15 protein-coding genes are annotated in these 18,253 nt (G+C 31.8%); 3 read left to right on the top strand and 12 right to left on the bottom strand.

The window, feature by feature from the left end:
- The first annotated feature begins 131 nt into the window (after positions 1-131).
- Complete coding sequence (locus tag HYY52_08485) at positions 132-764, top strand: methyltransferase domain-containing protein (GenBank protein ID MBI2996722.1); 633 nt, start codon at positions 132-134, stop codon at positions 762-764.
- Here HYY52_08485 and gap read toward each other — a convergent pair.
- On the bottom strand, positions 761-1,789 hold the full coding sequence (gap, locus tag HYY52_08480) for a type I glyceraldehyde-3-phosphate dehydrogenase (GenBank protein ID MBI2996721.1): 1,029 nt from the start codon (positions 1,787-1,789) through the stop codon (positions 761-763). The genes HYY52_08485 and gap overlap by 4 nt on opposite strands.
- A gap of 61 nt (positions 1,790-1,850) precedes the next feature.
- Between gap and aroH the strand changes: the two genes are divergently transcribed.
- Both aroH and HYY52_08470 read left to right on the top strand, forming a co-directional pair.
- The gene (gene aroH, locus HYY52_08475; protein MBI2996720.1) at positions 1,851-2,216 is read left to right on the top strand and encodes a chorismate mutase; all 366 of its coding nucleotides are present in this window, start codon (positions 1,851-1,853) and stop codon (positions 2,214-2,216) included.
- 6 nt (positions 2,217-2,222) lie between these two features.
- Positions 2,223-2,807, top strand: coding sequence for a CDP-alcohol phosphatidyltransferase family protein (locus tag HYY52_08470; GenBank protein MBI2996719.1), 585 nt, complete (start codon positions 2,223-2,225; stop codon positions 2,805-2,807).
- Here the strand turns inward: HYY52_08470 and HYY52_08465 are convergent.
- The 11 genes from HYY52_08465 to HYY52_08415 all read right to left on the bottom strand — a co-directional run bounded on the left by HYY52_08465 (position 2,742) and on the right by HYY52_08415 (position 18,212).
- A complete protein-coding gene (locus HYY52_08465; protein ID MBI2996718.1) occupies positions 2,742-3,392 on the bottom strand; it encodes a hypothetical protein in 651 nt (216 codons plus the stop codon). The genes HYY52_08470 and HYY52_08465 overlap by 66 nt on opposite strands.
- Positions 3,383-5,101, bottom strand: a complete 1,719-nt coding sequence (locus HYY52_08460; GenBank protein MBI2996717.1) for a hypothetical protein — start codon at positions 5,099-5,101, stop codon at positions 3,383-3,385. Before HYY52_08460 ends, HYY52_08465 begins: the two co-directional genes overlap by 10 nt.
- 163 nt (positions 5,102-5,264) lie before the next feature.
- On the bottom strand, positions 5,265-6,653 hold the full coding sequence (gene hemG, locus HYY52_08455; GenBank protein MBI2996716.1) for a protoporphyrinogen oxidase: 1,389 nt from the start codon (positions 6,651-6,653) through the stop codon (positions 5,265-5,267).
- The gene (gene hemH, locus HYY52_08450; protein ID MBI2996715.1) at positions 6,650-7,678 is read right to left on the bottom strand and encodes a ferrochelatase; all 1,029 of its coding nucleotides are present in this window, start codon (positions 7,676-7,678) and stop codon (positions 6,650-6,652) included. The genes hemG and hemH overlap by 4 nt, the downstream gene beginning before the upstream one ends.
- The gene (gene hemN / locus HYY52_08445) at positions 7,644-9,017 is read right to left on the bottom strand and encodes an oxygen-independent coproporphyrinogen III oxidase (GenBank protein ID MBI2996714.1); all 1,374 of its coding nucleotides are present in this window, start codon (positions 9,015-9,017) and stop codon (positions 7,644-7,646) included. Before hemN ends, hemH begins: the two co-directional genes overlap by 35 nt.
- Positions 9,018-9,029: 12 nt before the next feature.
- Positions 9,030-10,076 (bottom strand): uroporphyrinogen decarboxylase, encoded by a 1,047-nt coding sequence (gene hemE, locus HYY52_08440; GenBank protein MBI2996713.1) that lies wholly within the window; start codon positions 10,074-10,076, stop codon positions 9,030-9,032.
- Positions 10,077-10,094: 18 nt separating this feature from the next.
- Positions 10,095-11,939 (bottom strand): glutamine--fructose-6-phosphate transaminase (isomerizing), encoded by a 1,845-nt coding sequence (gene glmS, locus HYY52_08435; protein ID MBI2996712.1) that lies wholly within the window; start codon positions 11,937-11,939, stop codon positions 10,095-10,097.
- A gap of 24 nt (positions 11,940-11,963) precedes the next feature.
- Complete coding sequence (locus HYY52_08430) at positions 11,964-14,060, bottom strand: hypothetical protein (GenBank protein ID MBI2996711.1); 2,097 nt, start codon at positions 14,058-14,060, stop codon at positions 11,964-11,966.
- Positions 14,061-14,129: 69 nt separating this feature from the next.
- Positions 14,130-15,158, bottom strand: coding sequence for a 2-oxoacid:ferredoxin oxidoreductase subunit beta (locus tag HYY52_08425; protein MBI2996710.1), 1,029 nt, complete (start codon positions 15,156-15,158; stop codon positions 14,130-14,132).
- Between the two features lie 81 nt (positions 15,159-15,239).
- Positions 15,240-17,009: a 2-oxoacid:acceptor oxidoreductase subunit alpha gene (locus tag HYY52_08420; protein MBI2996709.1), complete on the bottom strand. Its 1,770-nt coding sequence runs from the start codon at positions 17,007-17,009 to the stop codon at positions 15,240-15,242.
- Between the two features lie 105 nt (positions 17,010-17,114).
- Positions 17,115-18,212: a hypothetical protein gene (locus tag HYY52_08415; GenBank protein MBI2996708.1), complete on the bottom strand. Its 1,098-nt coding sequence runs from the start codon at positions 18,210-18,212 to the stop codon at positions 17,115-17,117.
- Positions 18,213-18,253 lie beyond the last annotated feature (41 nt).

Here is an 18,253-nt window from a genome sequence, read left to right as displayed (position 1 = left end):
TCTTACCAGTAAAATATCCCAACTAACCTTTTCTGAAATTTTATCTATCTACTATATATAGTGTTGACGGGTATTGATTTGGTTAGTTCCAGGGGACTAATATTGTAGCGTAAAATGTTGATTTAAAGAATATGAAAGTAAGCAAGAAAGAATTTTGGGATGAAAGATATAAAAAAGGCACTATACCATGGGATATAGGGCAAGTTGCACCAGCATTTGTTAAATATTTCCACAGTGGCAAGTCGCAACTTGCCCCTACAACAACAAAAAAAATCGCAGTCCTTGGTTGTGGGAGAGGATACGATGCTTTTTCCCTTGCAAAAAATCACAAATTTAAAGTGTATGGATTTGATTTTTCAGAAAGTGCTATTAAATTTTGCAATAAAATAAGAAAAAGAAAAAAATTAAGCAATACTTACTTTTATAAAGCTGATTTCTTTAAAAACTTAAAAAGTAAAAAATGGAAAAATTGTTTTGATTATGTAATTGAACATACAACTTTATGTGCTATAGATCCCAAAAGAAGAAAAAAATATATTGAACTAATCAATCATCTCTTAAAACCAAATGGAAAATTAGTGGGACTATTTTTTATTAGACCAATTAAACTAGGAGGTCCACCATTTGGAATAAACACTAAAGCAGTTAGAGAATTATTTAAAAAAGATTTCATTGAGGTAAAAAAACTACACTACGAAAAGTGCTTACATAAAGGTAAATTAGAAGGAGATGAATATTTAGGAGTGTTTGAGAAGAAACCTTAAGCTGCACAAGCTGCTGGCGTTTTAGCTCCCACTAATTGTGCAAGCTCAATTAGTCTATTGCTATATCCCCATTCATTGTCGTACCATGAAATAACTTTTACCATTTTGTCACCACAAGCCATAGTCATTTGACCATCTACATAGCTTGAATGTGAATCACCTAGAAAATCCATGCTAACAAGCGGCTCATCTGTAAAAGCAAGAATTCCTTTTAGTGAAGAATTAGCTGCTTGTTTAAGTGCATTATTTACTCCTTCTACTGTGACTGATTTTTTTGTAGCTGCAACAAAGTCTACAACACTTACATTTATAGTAGGTACTCTCATTGCAAAACCATTTAGTTTTCCTTTTAGTTCAGGCAGAACCAAACCAATTGCTTTTGCAGCACCTGTAGTTGTAGGAATCATTGAAACTGCAGCTGCTCTTGCACGACGTAAGTCTTTGTGAGGAGCGTCTTGAAGTCTTTGATCATTTGTATAAGCATGAATAGTAGTCATTAAACCTACTTCTATTCCAAAGTTGTCATTAAGAACTTTTACAACTGGTGCTAAACAATTTGTTGTACAACTAGCATTTGAAATTATGTGATGTTTAGTAGGATCATATGTTTTTTCATTCACACCTATTACAAATGTTGCATCTTCATTTTTTGCTGGTGCACTAATAATTACTTTTCTTGCACCTGCTGTTATGTGTGCTTTTGCTTTAAAAGCATCAGTAAATGCACCTGAACATTCAAGTACAATATCTACTTTTAAATCTTTCCAAGGTAATTTTTCTGGATCTTTTTCTTGAAGAAATTTTATTTTCTTTCCATTAACAATTAATGAGTCTTCACTTTGCGTACACTCACCTTTAAACCTTCCAAAGATGCTGTCATACTTAAACAAGTGCAAAGCACCTACTAAATTACAAAACGGATCATTAATTGCAACTAAATCTAGATTATTTAAACCTTTCTCAACTAAAGCTCTAAGTGCATTTCTTCCTATTCTGCCAAAACCATTAATACTAATTTTTGTCATTTTTATTTACCCCCAAATCCCCTTGAATACAATATCATAGAATGTGACAAAGGAAAATATCATGGATAATTTTGTCAGCATTCGTGGTGCAGCAACAGTTAAAGAAAACAATGTTAAGGAAATCAAAAATACAACTATGGAGCTTTTTAGCAAGATAGTTAAACAAAATAAAATTGACAAATCAAAAATTATAAACATAGTATTTACTGTAACTGATGATCTAGACTCAGTTAATCCTGCAACAGTTATAAGAAAAGAATTTAAATTAGATTCAATCCCAATGCTTTGTGTACAAGAAATGAAGGTAAGAAATGGTTTACCTAAATGCATTCGTGTCATGATTCAAACCTACCATGGCAACCCTAATGGAATTAAGCATATTTATTTAGGAGAAGCAATTAATCTGCGCCCGGATTTAACAGTATAAACAAACATGAAACAAATACCTAATTTAATTTCTATCATCCGTACAACACTTGCAATTGTTCTTGCAATATGGGTTTTAAACAATTCTCAAAATAAAATTATTTTAAATTATGCCTTTTGGTTTAGTTGGTTAATAATTCTTCTTGATGGCATTGATGGAATCATTGCAAGAGCTTTAAAAGCTGAAACAGATTTTGGTGCATTTTTTGACATTGCTTGTGACAGAATTGTAGAACTTGTTTACATTGGACTTTTTGTAGCATTAAGATGGATTCCTTTTTGGATTTTAGTTGTTTTTTTAGTTAGAGGTATTCTTGTAGATGGAATAAGAGGGCTTGCTACAAAAGAAGGGAAAACTGCTTTTGGTAAAAAATCAATGATGAAAAGTAAGGTAGGATATTTTTTAACAAGTTCAAGATTTATGAGATTTTCTTATGGTGGAATAAAAGCAATTGCTTTTGCATTTATGTTTTTAGTTCAATCTTCACTACCTCAATATTTAAATCTTGAATTGTTCTTAATTTACTTAATGACTTTTTATTGTGTGATTCGTGGAGTACCGGTGTTGATTGAAGGAAGAAGATATTTTTAAAATAGGTAAACAAGATGTTAAAAGGTCCATAAAAAAATCTTTTACCTTATTTATTTTTTCAGTCACATCTAACTTTCTAACTGCTTCTTTAAATTCTTCTTCAAGTAATTCTTTTAATTTGTTTAATTGAAAAGATAAAATCATGACAAAAGAAGATAATTTGTTTACAACATCGTTGTAGAGTCGCCCCAATGGGGCGACTCTACAAACAATTAACGAAATCATGTTTGTTATTCCATTTAAAATTACGTTGCCAACTTTTTGAATTACATTTACAAAGATATTTTGATTTGTTATTTGTAATTGTTTTAAAACATTTTTATCTGTGTTTAAAAATTCACTTGTAAAATTCCTAAGCATTGCTTGAATTTTTTTATTGCTTAAGAAATTAGATAGCATCATGCTTACTGCTATACGATCAAAATGTGGATCATCCCCGCCACCTCCACCGCCACTCTTACGAAGCTTTTCTAAAAGTTCATCCCAATACTTTTGGTTTAACTTTGCTTTTTCTAAACTTGCTTCAAACATTGCTTTAGATGCAATTAGTCTTGAATTATCAATTAATTTAAAATTTACACGCATTGATATATTTCCTCCATATTTTGTTTTTTGGGTTTCGTGGTCTGCACCCTGTCACTTGTGTCCTGTACAGGACTCTTTGTAAACAAGGATTTATCAAAGATAAAACTATTATTGTCTTTTTTAAGTAAGTTCTTTCCTAACAAGAAACCAAGTGGTAATGCAAGTCCGCAGACTAAAGAAAATATTGTGCTAAACACATTAGAGTTTGCTTCTGTATGTAGTTGTTTTGCTATTGCCATATCTGAAACAATCCTTCCATCATCTGTAAGCCATCTTGTCCCACTACTATCAGATAAAATATTTCCTGAGGTCGAGATATCTTCACTACTATTTAAAATTCTCCCTATTGTTTTATTTGCAGCTCTTGCTAGTAGAGAATCCCACAAATGAATGCTAGATCTAAGCATTAGTCCGTTTACCTCATCAAATCTTGCTGAAACATTTTTAAATTTCTCACCAATTTGAAAAGAAAGCATTGGTCCAAATAAGACAAGAAGTGGTGCAGGGATATTGTCACTTAATTTCATTGCACTTGCAGAAACTGCAGAGTAAATAAGATGCATAAAGGGGATTCTTTTAAATTCTCCATCAAGTAAGGTTGTAGCGATTTTCTTATTACCTAAAACTTTCTTTCCAATATTTGTAAATGATGCAAAGCCTGTAAGCCCAAGAAGTCCTGTTACAAAAGGTATGCCTAACTTGCTTGTGCCTAAAAGATTTCCTAAGTTAAATGCCACTGTTTGAGGGAAACTTAAAATGCTTTTTACAAGTCTGCCTTCAAGAGTACCAAAAGGTATTTTATAATCTGCAAGATCAAACAATTTTCCAATAAAAGGCATTGAAGTCATGAATGCAACAGAGCCTAGGAGTACTTTTCCAGTCGAATTAAAAACAGATGTAAAAGTGTTTCCAATATTTGCAAAAAGAGAATCCAGAATATTTGTGCTTCCTTGTGCAACAAAACCATCAAGATTATTCCATGACATTTTATGTTTCCGTAACTTTTCAGGTATTAAAAATCCAAGTGAAGTTGTAAGCCCTGCAAAAAATGAACTTGCTTCAGAATTTTTTAGTGCAAAATCTGTTGTTTTGCTCGCAAGCATAGAATCCAGATGATGAATAGAAGCTCTGCCAAGAATACCTGAAATGTTGTCATTGGGTAATGATAAAGATTTGGTTTCATTATTTGTTATTGCTCTTCCTAAACAAAAAATACTTAGCCCGCCTCCAAGAAAACTTGGGAGAGAGTATTTAGCACCTTCTTCACCAATACGTGAGAAGATAGAATCAATAAAATGTAAAGAGCCACGTATTGAATTTGCACCTAAAGAAAATATTGAAAACTTAGTTGATAAAAGAGGATGATCTTTTATAAAAGAAGCTAAGAGTGATAAAGCAGCAAGACTAAAACCAGCTCCAAGGTTTATTTTCTTTGCAAAGTATGCTCCAACACCTGAGAACAATGAATTAATTACACCCATACCAGCAAATCTAAATTGACCACAAACAGTATTTAAGTTTGCTTTTAAATTTAATGTTGAGTTTTGAAACTTAAATCCTTTTGTTTCAGATTCTTCAAACTCTTTCTTTGACATCTCACAGTCATCTAACTCTTGATTAGAAAGCAGTAGAGTATCTGCCTGTTCAGATTGAGAATATTGTTTTAGTGAACCTGTTAAATAAAATGAAAATAAATTCGATATTCGCAAATTAAAAATCCCTTCCGAGCCTCGCAAAAGAGTTTTTTATGTAAATCTTTATTTGGTATTCCGACTATTTAAACGGTTGCGGGTCAGTGTAGGACTTCCACCATGCTTTCCCAACAAAAAGATTTATATACAAGAAAAATAATACTATAAGTTGTGCTCTTTATCAAGAAACTAATATTTTTTCTTTCTTTATTTCAGCATTTAAAAACTTATATATTTTATTAACAACTGCTTTTGATGTTTTAATTGTGTCATTAATAGATATTCCTTTTAAATAACTACCAGTAAAAAAGATTCCGTAATTAGTATCCATTAATTTCTCAATTTGTTTTATCTTTTCTAAGTGACCTATTTCATATTGAGGTATTGCATTAGGGTGTACTTTTAAATGTATTGTTTCAAGTGAGCCAGGATTTACAATATGCATTGATTCGCAAACTTCTTTTGTAGCTAAGTTAGAGATTTCTTCATTTGTTTGTTCTGCTACTTTTCTATGATATGCACCTCCAATATAAGAAGTTAATAAAGCTTTGCCCTTTGGAGCTCTAGTTGGAAATATTGATGATGAGTATAGTGTACCTAAAAGTTTTCTGTGTGGCTCCCTGGTACATAAAAAACCAAAACCATTTAACTCAAAATTAATTTTTGATTTGTCTATTAACTGGTTTACTACTGCAATTGGATAATATTCAATATTAAAAAAGTCCTTAACGAAATTATCCGGGAAAAGATAACTAAAATCGTTCATCTTATAACTAGGAATTGCAAATAAAATTGAATTGGTTGTGTAGTTTATAGTTTTATTATTAGCTTTAAAGTTAACAATAAAAAAGTCTTTTGCTCTTGTAATCTCTATATTTTGTACATTTAAACTGATCTTGCTTTGTAATTCTTTGTAAAGTGTATTCGGCAATACTTCCATTCCTTCATCAAAAGAATGAAGTGTTAACCTCTTAAAAGATTTTTTAAAATCTCGTGACAAAATAAAACCTAAAATAATACTGTTATATTTATTTTCTAATTCTTTGAACTTTGGAAAAATTGCATTAGCTGAAAGTTTCTTAACATCTCCCGCATATACACCACTTAAAAAAGGCTGAATTAAATTTTTTAAGATTTCTCTTCCAAATCTTCTTGAGATAAAGTCTTCAACTGACTCTTCTTGTATTTCTTTCTTAATAAATAATTCTTCAAATAAAGTAAATTTTGCATCTCTAGACAATATGTTAGTTTTAAAAAATTCTAAAAAGCCAGTTGGCACCCGCAGTAACTCTCCATTTTTATAAATGTATCTATTTTTTGAAGAAGGATCAGCTTGAATTAATCTTTCTTCAAGCCCTAAATCTAAAATTAGATCTAAAACTTCTTTACTTGAAGATGAAAAAGTATGTGGCCCACTTTCAATAAGGCAACCATTTATATTAAGTGTTTCAATACTACCAGCAATTCTATTTGACATTTCTAATATTTGAAAATCAATATTTTTTTTATAAAGTTCATGTCCTGCTCCTAGACCAGCAATACCAGCTCCAATAATAATTACATCTTTCATTTTGTAATGAGTACTTCTTTAATATCTACCTTATTCTTTTCAAGACAATTAACTACTTGATTATATAATGCTTGGATTAAATATTTGTCAGTGTTTAATGAAGGTACTCGTAAAAACTTTTTAATCCCAGACTTAATTGCAATGTCTTTATAAAGCTTCCCAATTTCAAAAATAGTTTCCACATGTTCACACACAAAACTAATAGGTACAACTAATATATTTGCATTTTTGTTTCTGCTGCCAATTTCTTTTATAACCACATTAGTTGCTGGTTCAAGCCACTTTATAGGTCCAACCTTGCTTTGGTATGTAACATGGTATCTTCTTTTCCAATTTAGTTTCCTTATAATTTCTTCTGCTGTTTCAATAATTTGCCTTTGGTAAGGGTCTCCTTTTTTTATGTTAATCATCGGTATACTATGTGCACTAAAAATCATCTCTGTGCTCCTAAGATCTAAATTATTTAGAGATTTTTCAATTAAGTAAACATACGAATCTATGTAATCTTCGTCTTTGTACCATTCTTTAATAAATAACAATTCTAATTCCCCCCTTTCTTTTACAAGCCAATTCTTTACTATAAGTTCTACTGATCCAGTTGTTGTAAATGAGTATTGAGGATAAAGTGGCAGAACTACAACTTTTTTATATCCTTTTTCTTTAATTTCATCTAATACATTTTCAATCAATGGTTTACAATAACGAAAACTAATAAAAACATCAACTAACAAATTATTTATGTTAAATAGCGCTTGTAGCTTTTCAGCTTGCAAGTATGTAATTGGAATTAAAGGGCTCATTGGACCAATTTTTTTATACATCTTACTTGAGGCTTGATTTCTTAAGTTTGAAATTAGCCAGGCAAGGGATTTTCTGTATAAAGCTGGAAAATTTAAAACCACTGGATCTGAAAATAAACTATATAAAAAAGGCTTGATTGAAGATAAGCTGTCTGGTCCACCAAAATTGACAAGCAATACAGCAATTTTTTTAAATTGATTTTGAATATATTTTTTGTCTTCCATTTTTATTTTGTAAATAATAATCAAAAGCAGATGCAATATTACGTAAAAAGAACTGGCCTTGCTCAGTTACTTCTATATTGGAGAGCAGTTCATCATCTTCTAGTTCTTTTAATTTTTCTAGTTCATTAGAAAAATACTTATCAAAATCAATATTATATTTCTTTTCTATTTCAGACTTATCAACTACACCATGACATAAGATTTTCATAATAATCTCTTTTCTTAAAAGATCATCTTTGTTTAATATAACTCCTCTAAAAAGAGGAATCTTACCCTTATCTAAGGCAGTATAGTAAGGATTTAACTTTTTTACATTCTGTGAATAAGTATTTTGAATATTACTTATTGCTGTAATACCAAAACCATAAAGATCACATCCTATTTTTGTTGTATAGCCTTGGAAATTCCTATGCAATGTTTTATTTTTTCTTGCTATTGCTAATTCATCATTTGGCTTAGCAAAATGATCTAAGCCAATAAAAATAAATTCATTTGCTGTTAATGCTTCTACTGCATATTTAAAAATATCAATTTTTACTTGTGAGCTTGGCAAGGTTTCATTTAATATATATTTTTCTTGATGGGGAATTAACTCAGGCAAATGTGCATAGTGAAAGAGTGCTATCCTGTCAGGATTAAGTTTTAAAATTAAATCCATTGTTTTTGCAAAACCTTCTTTGCTTTGATATGGCAACCCATAAACAAGATCTACATTTATAGAATTAAAACCTAAATTTCTTGACCAGTTAAAAATATTGCTTGTTAATTCAAATGGCTGTATTCTATTAATTGATTCTTGAACCTTAAAATCAAAATCCTGGATGCCCATGCTAAGCCTATTAAAGCCTAGCTTTGAAAGACATTCTAAGTGTTCATAAGTAGTTACTCTTGGATCTGCTTCTACACTAATTTCACAATTTTTTGAGATGTTAAAACTTTCTCTTACTGTAGTAAAAAGAGCATTTAATTCAAAAGGATTAAAGTAAGTAGGTGTTCCTCCGCCAAGATGTATTTGTTCAACTAATCTACTATTATGAACTAACTGACTAAGATTTCTTATTTCTTTTTTTATGTGTTCCAGGTAAGATTCCGTAATTGATTTTTTCTTACTTATAACAACATTACATGCGCAAAAATGACACCTGCTTTCACAAAAAGGCAAATGAAAATAAAGTGAGACTCCTGACTGTTTTTCATTTGCAATTTCATTTGCATTTAACAAATCTTCTTTTGAAAAATTATTTGTCCATTCTGGTGCAGTTGGATAGCTAGTGTAACGAGGGATGTTAACAGAATATTTTTTTAACAAGCCAGTATCTAATTTTATTTGTGGTTTCAATAACATACTTATTCATAATGCCATCACCGGTTCATTTGCAAATTCAAAAACAGTATCAATCATTGCATGGACATTTTCAACTGGTGTTACTGGTAAAACTCCATGTCCAAGATTACAAATGTAACCTGTTTGCCAGTTTTTAATTGATTGGATCATGTTTTTAGTTTTCTCACGAACTATTGTTTGATCTGTAAGTAAAGCTGCTGGATCTAAATTACCTTGAATCCCAATGCTTGAACCATAGCTATCTCTTATCTCCTGTAAATTACTTCTCCAGTCTAAACTTAATGCAGCAACCTTTAACATAGATATTTTTGGTAAAAGGTGATTTGAATTATTTGAATATAAAATAATTGGTGTTTTAAGAGGCATTAAATCACTAAGTAAGTGTTTTAAATATGGCAAGGCAAAAGTTTTATAGTCATCAAGAGATAGTACTCCAGCCCAAGTATCAAATATTTGTAAGACACTTGCACCTGAGTTTACTTGCATAGTTAAATATAAAAACAAAGTATTTGTAATTTTGCTTAGTAGCTCATGTGCTAACTTTGGACTTGAATATAAAAATTGTTTTGTACAGTTAAAATTATTAGAGCTATAACCTTCAGTCATATAACAAAACAATGTCCATGGTGCTCCGCTAAAACCAATTATTGGGACTTTTTTACCAATTTCTTTTTTTAAGATATTTATTGCTGTTAAAGTAGGATAATTTTCTTCATTTGCAAGTGGGATCTGTAATTTTTTAATATCTTTTTCAGAAGAAATTAAATTATTTATTTTCGGCCCTTCTTCAGTAAACTCAAGCTCCAGTCCCATTCTTTGTGCTGGAAGTAAAATGTCCGAGAATACAATTACTGCATCTGTATTAAACCTTTTATAAGGCTGCAAACTAACTTCTGCTGCAAGTTCAGGATTATTACATAGCTCTAAAAAACTAATTTCAGATCTAATTTTCTGGTATTCAGGAAGATATCTTCCTGCTTGTCTCATTAACCAAATTGGTGGTCTTGGAACAATTTCATGGTTTAAGGCTTTTAATAAAAGATTGTTAAACATAAGAATATTATATCTTAGCTATTCTACTGTTACCGATTTAGCTAAATTCCTCGGTTGATCAATATCTCTTCCTAAATATTCTGCTATGTAATAAGCTAAAAATTGCATGGGTATTACTGTTAAAAATGGACTTAGTATTTCTGATACAAGTGGTATGTGTAAAACAGTATTAAAAACACTGTCAACTTTTTTATCACCATCACAAGCAACTGCAATCATTGGTGCAGATCTACTTTTTGCTTCTACACTGTTTTGAAGAACACGATCATAAGTCTCGCCTGGAACAATAATTGAAACAACAGGAACATTTGGATCTAAAACTGCAATTGGGCCATGTTTCATCTCACCTGAAGCATAACCACTTGCATGAATATAACTTAACTCTTTTAATTTTAATGCAGCCTCAAGTGCAATTGGATAATTTATTCCTCTTCCAATAAAAACAAAATCTCTTTTATCTCCATATTTTGTAACTTGTTCCTGATAGTATTCTGCTCGAGTAAGTGTTTGATCAATTAACCTTGGAATTGCTCGGAGGTCTTGTTTTATATTTTGGAGGTGGGAATCCAGAACTCGGAACTCAGAGATATAAATAGCTAATAAATAAAGTACAGTAATTTGAGCAATAAAAGTTTTTGTTGCAGCAACACTTACTTCAACACCAGCATTGCTTATAATTAAATTTTCTTTTGAAAGATCGGTTAAAGCTGATCCTTCTCTATTTGTTATACCTATTAAGTTAGCACCACTGCTTATAGCTTTCTTAATAGCTGAAAGAGTGTCTGCTGTCTCACCTGATTGACTTATAGCAATTACAAGAGATTTAGGTGTAAGCAGTACTGCTGAATTTAAGTACTCACTTGCAAATTGAACTTCTGTTGGAAGCCCTGTTAAAGTTTCTATAACATGCTTACCAACTAATCCTGCATGATAAGCTGTACCACATGCAAGAATTAGGATGCGATCTACAGTCTTTAAATACTCCTTATCCAAACTTAAATGATTAAACTGAATCTTATTTGCCTGCAAAAAATTACTTAGTAAATTAGAAACTACATCTGCTTGTTCATTAATTTCTTTTGCAAGATAATGTTTAAAACCTCTTTTATCTAAAAAATCCTGCGTCTTAGTAACAATCTGAATAGTCTTTTTTACTTTTCCACCACAAAAATTAAAAAACTCAACTTTATGGCTTGTAATCTCAGCAATTTCATTATCACCAAGTCGTATAACTTTATCAACAAAACGACTTACTGTAGGTAAATCGCTTGCTAGATAATTTTCTTTTTTACCAATTCCAATTACAAGTGGAGATTCTTTTCTTACAGCATAAATTTTATTTGGTTCATCTTTAAATATAATTGCAAGTGCATAGCTCCCTTCAAGTTCATTTACTGCCTTACAAATAGCATCTAGAATAGATTTTGAACTTTTTAAATAACTAGCAATTAATTGAACAGTTACTTCTGTATCAGTCTCACTTAAAAATTTTATTCCTAGATTAACTAGCCCTTTTCTTACCTCTTGATAATTTCTAATTATTCCATTATGAACAACTGCAATTTTTTCATCATGATCAAAATGTGGGTGAGCATTAATATCTGAAGGTTCACCATGTGTAGCCCATCTGGTATGCCCTATACCACAACTTACATGACCATTTGTACTATTACAATTTTTCCCATTTTTTAAAATCTCTTCAAGCTTAGAAAGTTTACCAATAGACTTTATAACATTTAAGTCATTGTTTTCATAAATAGCAATTCCAGTAGAATCATATCCTCTGTACTCAAGAGAGCGCAAACCCTCAAGCAATATAGGAATTACTCCTTTGTCACCCACATAACCAATAATGCCACACATGGTTATGATTATATCGCAGCATTGCTAGGATAATCCTAATGCTTTTTTTGCCGAATTAATTACTTCTTGCAATATACCTCCACCCTTTGAAATAATTTCAGGTAGGCCACCGTTATTACTAATATATGCTGTAAGTGAAGAAACAGTAGGAATACAATTTATATCATCACATCCACAAACAGTTTTATCACAACTTAGCCCAGAACTTACAGTAGATGGTTTTGGAATTAATTTTGTTGACAAAGAACTATTAGCACTGCTTATAGTCTGGACGAAATTTAAAGTTACATCTCCTTTTGAAAAATCTGCTTGAAGTTTTGCAGTAAATGCTCCATCTTTACCACTGGTTATAGTTACTGAATCAAATGCAGTCGTTGAATCCTTTGCAAAAGATTCAATTTTTATTTTTGATCCACTTATTGAAGCACCCTTTTCTGCATTAATTGCCAATATTGAATTTGCAATTGTTACCATGATCTTATTTGTGTCTGGTGCTGTTAGAGATGAAATTATTTTTGTAAAATCTACAATTTGCGGAGTACCTAATGCTGTGTCTCTGGAAGTTAAACTAGCTAAATCAGCATTTGTAGTAATTTGTAATGCTGCTGTTGCTTCATTAACTGCACTACCAACAACTACATTTTGTGCAAGTGCACGAGTAGAATCAACTGCAAATGAAGAAAAGTTCTGTGGGTTAGATGGATTTGTGGAATTGTTTACTGAGAGCCCGCCAGGCACATTTATAATGGCTCCTGAAACTGGCTCAAAAAAAGCTAAAGAAATAGTGGAGTCTTTATCGGTAGTACTTGCTGAACTTAAAAGCAGATTTTTAATTTTAATTATTGTTTTAGTTGTTCTTGGATTGGTGCCAGTAGGATTTTTTCTAAGAGAAATTACTAATGTCCCAAATGGTGCATTTAAATCATCTGAATTTGTTTTAACTATGTAAGGCTCTGAATTAACAATAAATGAATTATCAGAAAAAGTAATATCTGAAGCACTTGGTACTTTTGAAAACAAAGTAGTAGAAGTTGGAATAAGCCATAAATTAACTGTATTATTTTCTGCATTAGAAGATACAGATGGATTTATCAAAACAGGAGAAGAAAAACCACCTACTGGAATACTTTCATTATGTAGTTCTTCTATCTGAATAATGTTACTTGTCGTACTAGATCCACCTATTAAAACTGGAGTAGTACTAACTTCATTTGTTGAAACTTCACCCTTTTGTGAAGTAGCAGTATCTGTAGCATAACTAATCTTTGCTGCAGCACTTGGTGTGCCAAGATCAGCAGTGCCTAATGTTTCAGTCATCGTTGGATTGTTAATTGCATTTTGTGCAGTTATAGTTGCAGTAAGAGGCCCAGTTACATCACTTGGACAAAAAATATCTTGTGAATCAAGTTTAATTAAAATAGAATCAATCATATTTACATCAGCTATTGTATTAAACGAAGTAATTACAAACCTAATTTTTGCTGGTGTAGAACTAGTTGCTGGAACTAAACCATTAGCAGCAGTTAAAAGTCCACTTGCTGCATTACAATCAATAGCTAAACCATTAGTAGAAGTACAAGTAGGAAAAGAAAAATCATTAAGGAGAGATAGATTTGAACTTGCACCCACAATGTCATCGTCATCATCAATAACATCACACCCTATTGGTAAACTAATTTCAAAAATTGTAATGGCTAATCCTCCTAAACGAGATACAAGTGAATTAAAACCTGTAGGTTCACCAGAACTTGTAACTCCACTTGTATTCCCTGCTGTTTCTGAAATTAAAATTCCTCTCCCAAGTCCTTGAACAACTGGATCAGCTTGAACAGTTATTCCGTTTGTAGTAGTTAGTTTTGCACCTCCAACAAAAAAAGGCACCATATCACATAATGAACCACCAGAGCTACTAATATTTGACTGAACACTTTCTGAACTTGACTGTAAGCTCGATAAATTTAAACCAGTAGTTGTTGTAGTATCTCCTTGTAGTTTATTTACACAAATATTTCCATCATTAAATAAAGGAATTCCTTTAACATCAAATGCAGCAAGTGCAGATTGATGAGTTAAGAAAATAAATAAAAGAGAGAGATTTACAAATTTTTTATAAATTTTCAATTTTCAATTCTCCAATTCTCTATAATCCATATACCCATGTAGAGGCTTGCCACGACAAGCCTCTACTGATTATCTTGAATTAACCACCCATGTATCACCAGCATTTAATACTTCTTCTAGAGATGCTCTTGGTTTCTTTTCTTTTGCGATTTTTTCTTGTTCAAATAAACGTTCTTGATAAGTAGGTTGTATAACTTGTCTTAAGATTCCAAATGCTACTGGGAATTCTTCATTTTCAACACCCATCTGGCCAATTACATAAGCAAGACCTCTGTCTTCAACTTTTGAATTATAAATTAGTGCATCTTTCATGCTTCCATTTGCTACATCAATTATTTCAGGATGAAAACCATTTAGTTTAATTGCTTTATCATGGTTCTTCTTAAAAACAAGTGGTTTACCGTCTTCTAAATAAACAGAATGATCATCTTTAAGATCTTTTTCTGTGAAATCACGAAATGCATTATCATTAAACACCAAACAGTTTTGATAAATCTCAACAAATGCAGTTCCTTTATGTGCTGCTGCTTTCTTAAAAACTTCTACCATGTGTTTAACATTTTTATCTACTGTTCTTGCTACAAAAGTTGCACCTGCACTAATTGCAATTGAAATTGGATTTACTGGATTATCAATTGAACCAAAGGGGGTTGATTTTGTTTTTTTGCCAAGTTCAGAAGTTGGCGAGTATTGTCCTTTTGTTAAACCATAAATCCTGTTATTAAACAAAAGAATTTTAAGATCCTGATTTCTGCGAATTGCATGTATAAAGTGATTGCCACCAATAGCTAATGCATCACCATCTCCCGTTGCTACCCAGACAGAAAGATCAGGGCTTATAGATTTTACTCCTGTTGCAACTGTAAGTGCCCGGCCATGTATTGTATGAAAACCATAGCAATTCATATAATGTGGAAACCTGCTTGAGCAACCAATCCCTGAAACAAAAACAAATTTTTCTTTTGGTATTCCAAGTGTTGGCATAACAGTTTGAAGGGCAGATAAAATTGCATAATCTCCACAACCAGGACACCACCTGATATCATTTTCTGATTCAAAATCTGCCCTTGTATATTCTTGTGGTTCGTTTATTACCATCTTCTCTTTATTGTCCTATGCCCTTTCGTCGTCTCTCCGTTGCCCTATAGTTTGTTCTCTCCCCCTCTCGCCGTTACGCCGTTACGTTTTTAGCAGCTCCTCCGCTGCTTCAACAATTGCATTTACTTTAAGTGGTTGTCCACTTATAATGTTAAATCCCTGAGCATCAACTAAATACCTGGCTCTAATTAATAACTTCAATTGGCCTAAGTTAATTTCTGGTATTAAGATTTTTTTGTAATTTTGTAGTATGTCTCCAAGGTTTTGGGGGAATGGATTTAAACATCTAAGATGAGCATTAGAAACTTTATAGCCTTCTTTAATTAATTTTTCTGTTGCTTCATTAATAGCTCCCAATGTACTACCCCAACCTAAAATCAACAAGTCACCTTTTTTTTCACCACATATTATTGTTACATTAGGAATATCATTTGCAATTTGAGCAATCCTACTAGCACGAATTCTTACCATTGCATCGTGATTAACTGGATCATAACTAATTCTTCCTGTTGTTTGTTCTGACTCTACACCAGTTAGCACATGTTCCAGCCCAGCTGTTCCAGGAATTGCCCAAGGCCTTGCTAAAGTTTTTTCATCACGAAGGTAAGGGAAGAAACCATCCACTTTAGTTCGAAAGTTTACTTTTATTTTTGATAATTCAGATAGTTGAGGTATTCTCCATGGTTCAGAACCATTTGCAAGATAACCATCTGATATAAAAAATACAGGTGTCATGTATTTTATTGCTATTCTTATTGCTTCAAGCATGGTATCAAAACAATCACTTGGGGTAGCTGCTGCAAGTATTGGGAGCGGACTGTCTCCATTTCTTCCAAACATTGCCTGAAGCAAATCACCTTGTTCTGTTTTTGTAGGTAGTCCTGTGCTTGGTCCACCTCTTTGAATATCACAGATGATTAATGGCAGTTCTGTTTTTACTGCTAAGTTAATAAATTCAGATTTTAAGCATACACCTGGGCCACTTGTTGTAGTTACACCAAGTCCACCTGCAAAGCTGGCTCCTACTGCAGCTCCAATTGCAGCTATTTCATCTTCTGCTTGAAATGTTCTAATTCCAAAATGTTTGTATTTTGAAAGCTCATGAAGAATATCACTTGCAGGAGTTATTGGATAGCTTCCTAAAAATACTGTAAGCCCACTTAATTGTGATGCAGTAATTAGTCCAAGAGCAGTTGCTTCATTTCCTGTAATATTTCTATATCTCCCTGGTGTAATTTTTGCTTGTTTAATTTCAAAATTTGAAATAAAAGTTTCAGTTGTTTCTCCATAGTTATAACCTGCTTTTAGAACTTTTAAATTAGCTTCTAATATTTCTGGTTTGTCAGCAAATTTTTTATTTAACCATTTAATTGTTGGTTCCATTGGCCTTGAATAAAGCCAGTACATAAGGCCAAGAGCAAAAAGATTTTTACTGCGATCAATTAACTTACCAGGCAAGTTCATACCTTCAAGAGCAAGTTGTGTAAGCCTTGAAATTTCAATTGGAAAAACTTGATGTTTTTGACTAAGATTATCATCCAGTGGATTTGTCTCATATCCAGCTTTCTTATAATTTATTTCTGTAAAAGCATTTGAGTTTATAATTAGCATTCCACCAGGTTTTAAATCTTTTAAGCTTGTTCTTAGGGCAGCTGGATTCATTGCTACAAGAACATCAAGAATATCACCTGGCGTATGAATATCTTTACTACTAAAATGAATTTGAAAAGCACTAACCCCGGCTAATGATCCAGCAGGTGCACGAATTTCTGCTGGAAAATCTGGAAATGTGCTTAAATCATTTCCTACAATTGCAGTTGCATTTGTAAATTGACCACCAGTAAGTTGCATTCCATCACCAGAATCACCAGCAAATCTAATTATAGCTTCTTCTAGTGTTTCAACTCTTTTTTGTTTTTGTTCAGTTAGTGTCACAATAAAATTGTACCTTAATTTTTACTTTTCTGTAGGCAGAACTATAGGCTTTGTAATTTCAATAGGCCATGGAACCAACTTAAGGATTTGTTCTCCTGATTTTTTATTTTTTACAGCATAAGCAATAGCTAGTAAATTACCCTTTTGTTTAAAAAGCAAATAATCATCCTTTTTAATTTTTATTATAACTGTTGAGTCATCTATATCCATGTCCATTTTTTTCTTTTCAAATTTTTCTTCTAATAAATTAAACACGGATTGTGCTGTCTCTTTTTTTATATAACGAGCAAGGAGTAGTTGAATAGTATCTTTGTCTTTATCTTTAATGTCTTCAGAAAGTTGATACTCTGCTTTAATAATTCCTTCTGATTCTTTTATGTTTAAATTGGAAAAATCAATATCAAGATCATTATTTGCTAAAAATCTTTTACAGCATATTTCTCCTAAACAATATTTCTCTGAACCCTGAACACGATACAAAGCAGGTAATTGAATGGCAACAACTGGCGGTAATTTTTCAGCTTGTATGTTTTTAGAGCTATCTTGGCTGTACAAAATTATAAACTCTTTAGAGGTAGCATCATTTTCAGTTAGTGCATGAATATCTATATAATAATTCCCTTTCCAAAAATTTAGTAACTTATTTGACTCAGTAACGTTTCTGCCAACCTTAAGTTTTGACACTTCACCATAATGAAAGATTGTATAAGCACTATAAGCACCCGCAAGATCTTTAAACTTATAAATTAATACTTCTACCGTGGACAATTCTTGTTTATAAGAAACTTTTAAAACCTTTTCTATACCTGATTCATATAAAATATCTTGTTTATCTAATAAATAAAAAGGGATTTCACTACCAGCTTTCCAGACTTGAGGACTTTCAAAAAGCACCCAATCCTTATAAAGCGTACTGTCAAGTACTGGTAAAAGCAAAACTAATTCATCATTTGCTGGAATTTCAGGAAGAGGAGATGGTGAAACTTGCAAAGGTGGATTTATTAACTCATCATATTTTTTTACTGCATTAGTTTGCGAATATGACTCTAGTGAGAGACAGAGAAGCAGAAAAGCAAGGAAGTAAAGAAGAATAAAAATTTTTCTCTGTTTCTTATTCATACAATTACAAAATTATTTTAGCACTTAGCTTCTACAGCTAT

The sequence above is a fragment of the Candidatus Melainabacteria bacterium genome (genome assembly GCA_016193285.1).
Lineage (GTDB): Bacteria > Cyanobacteriota > Vampirovibrionia > 2-02-FULL-35-15 > 2-02-FULL-35-15 > JACPSL01.
Note: the sequence above shows the minus strand (reverse complement) of the source record. Positions and strands in the feature narration are given on the sequence as shown.

Excerpts from the sequence above, each read along its gene's own strand:
- hemE (MBI2996713.1), bottom strand. The coding sequence starts at position 10,076 with ATGTTTAACAATCTTTTATTAAAAGCCTTAAACCATGAAATTGTTCCA.
- HYY52_08485 (MBI2996722.1), top strand. The coding sequence starts at position 132 with ATGAAAGTAAGCAAGAAAGAATTTTGGGATGAAAGATATAAAAAAGGC.
- HYY52_08420 (MBI2996709.1), bottom strand. The coding sequence starts at position 17,009 with ATGCAACTTACTGGTGGTCAATTTACAAATGCAACTGCAATTGTAGGA.
- aroH (MBI2996720.1), top strand. The coding sequence starts at position 1,851 with ATGGATAATTTTGTCAGCATTCGTGGTGCAGCAACAGTTAAAGAAAAC.
- hemG (MBI2996716.1), bottom strand. The coding sequence starts at position 6,653 with ATGAAAGATGTAATTATTATTGGAGCTGGTATTGCTGGTCTAGGAGCA.
- HYY52_08465 (MBI2996718.1), bottom strand. The coding sequence starts at position 3,392 with ATGCGTGTAAATTTTAAATTAATTGATAATTCAAGACTAATTGCATCT.
- gap (MBI2996721.1), bottom strand. The coding sequence starts at position 1,789 with ATGACAAAAATTAGTATTAATGGTTTTGGCAGAATAGGAAGAAATGCA.
- HYY52_08425 (MBI2996710.1), bottom strand. The coding sequence starts at position 15,158 with ATGGTAATAAACGAACCACAAGAATATACAAGGGCAGATTTTGAATCA.
- HYY52_08470 (MBI2996719.1), top strand. The coding sequence starts at position 2,223 with ATGAAACAAATACCTAATTTAATTTCTATCATCCGTACAACACTTGCA.
- glmS (MBI2996712.1), bottom strand. The coding sequence starts at position 11,939 with ATGTGTGGCATTATTGGTTATGTGGGTGACAAAGGAGTAATTCCTATA.
- hemH (MBI2996715.1), bottom strand. The coding sequence starts at position 7,678 with ATGGAAGACAAAAAATATATTCAAAATCAATTTAAAAAAATTGCTGTA.
- HYY52_08415 (MBI2996708.1), bottom strand. The coding sequence starts at position 18,212 with ATGAATAAGAAACAGAGAAAAATTTTTATTCTTCTTTACTTCCTTGCT.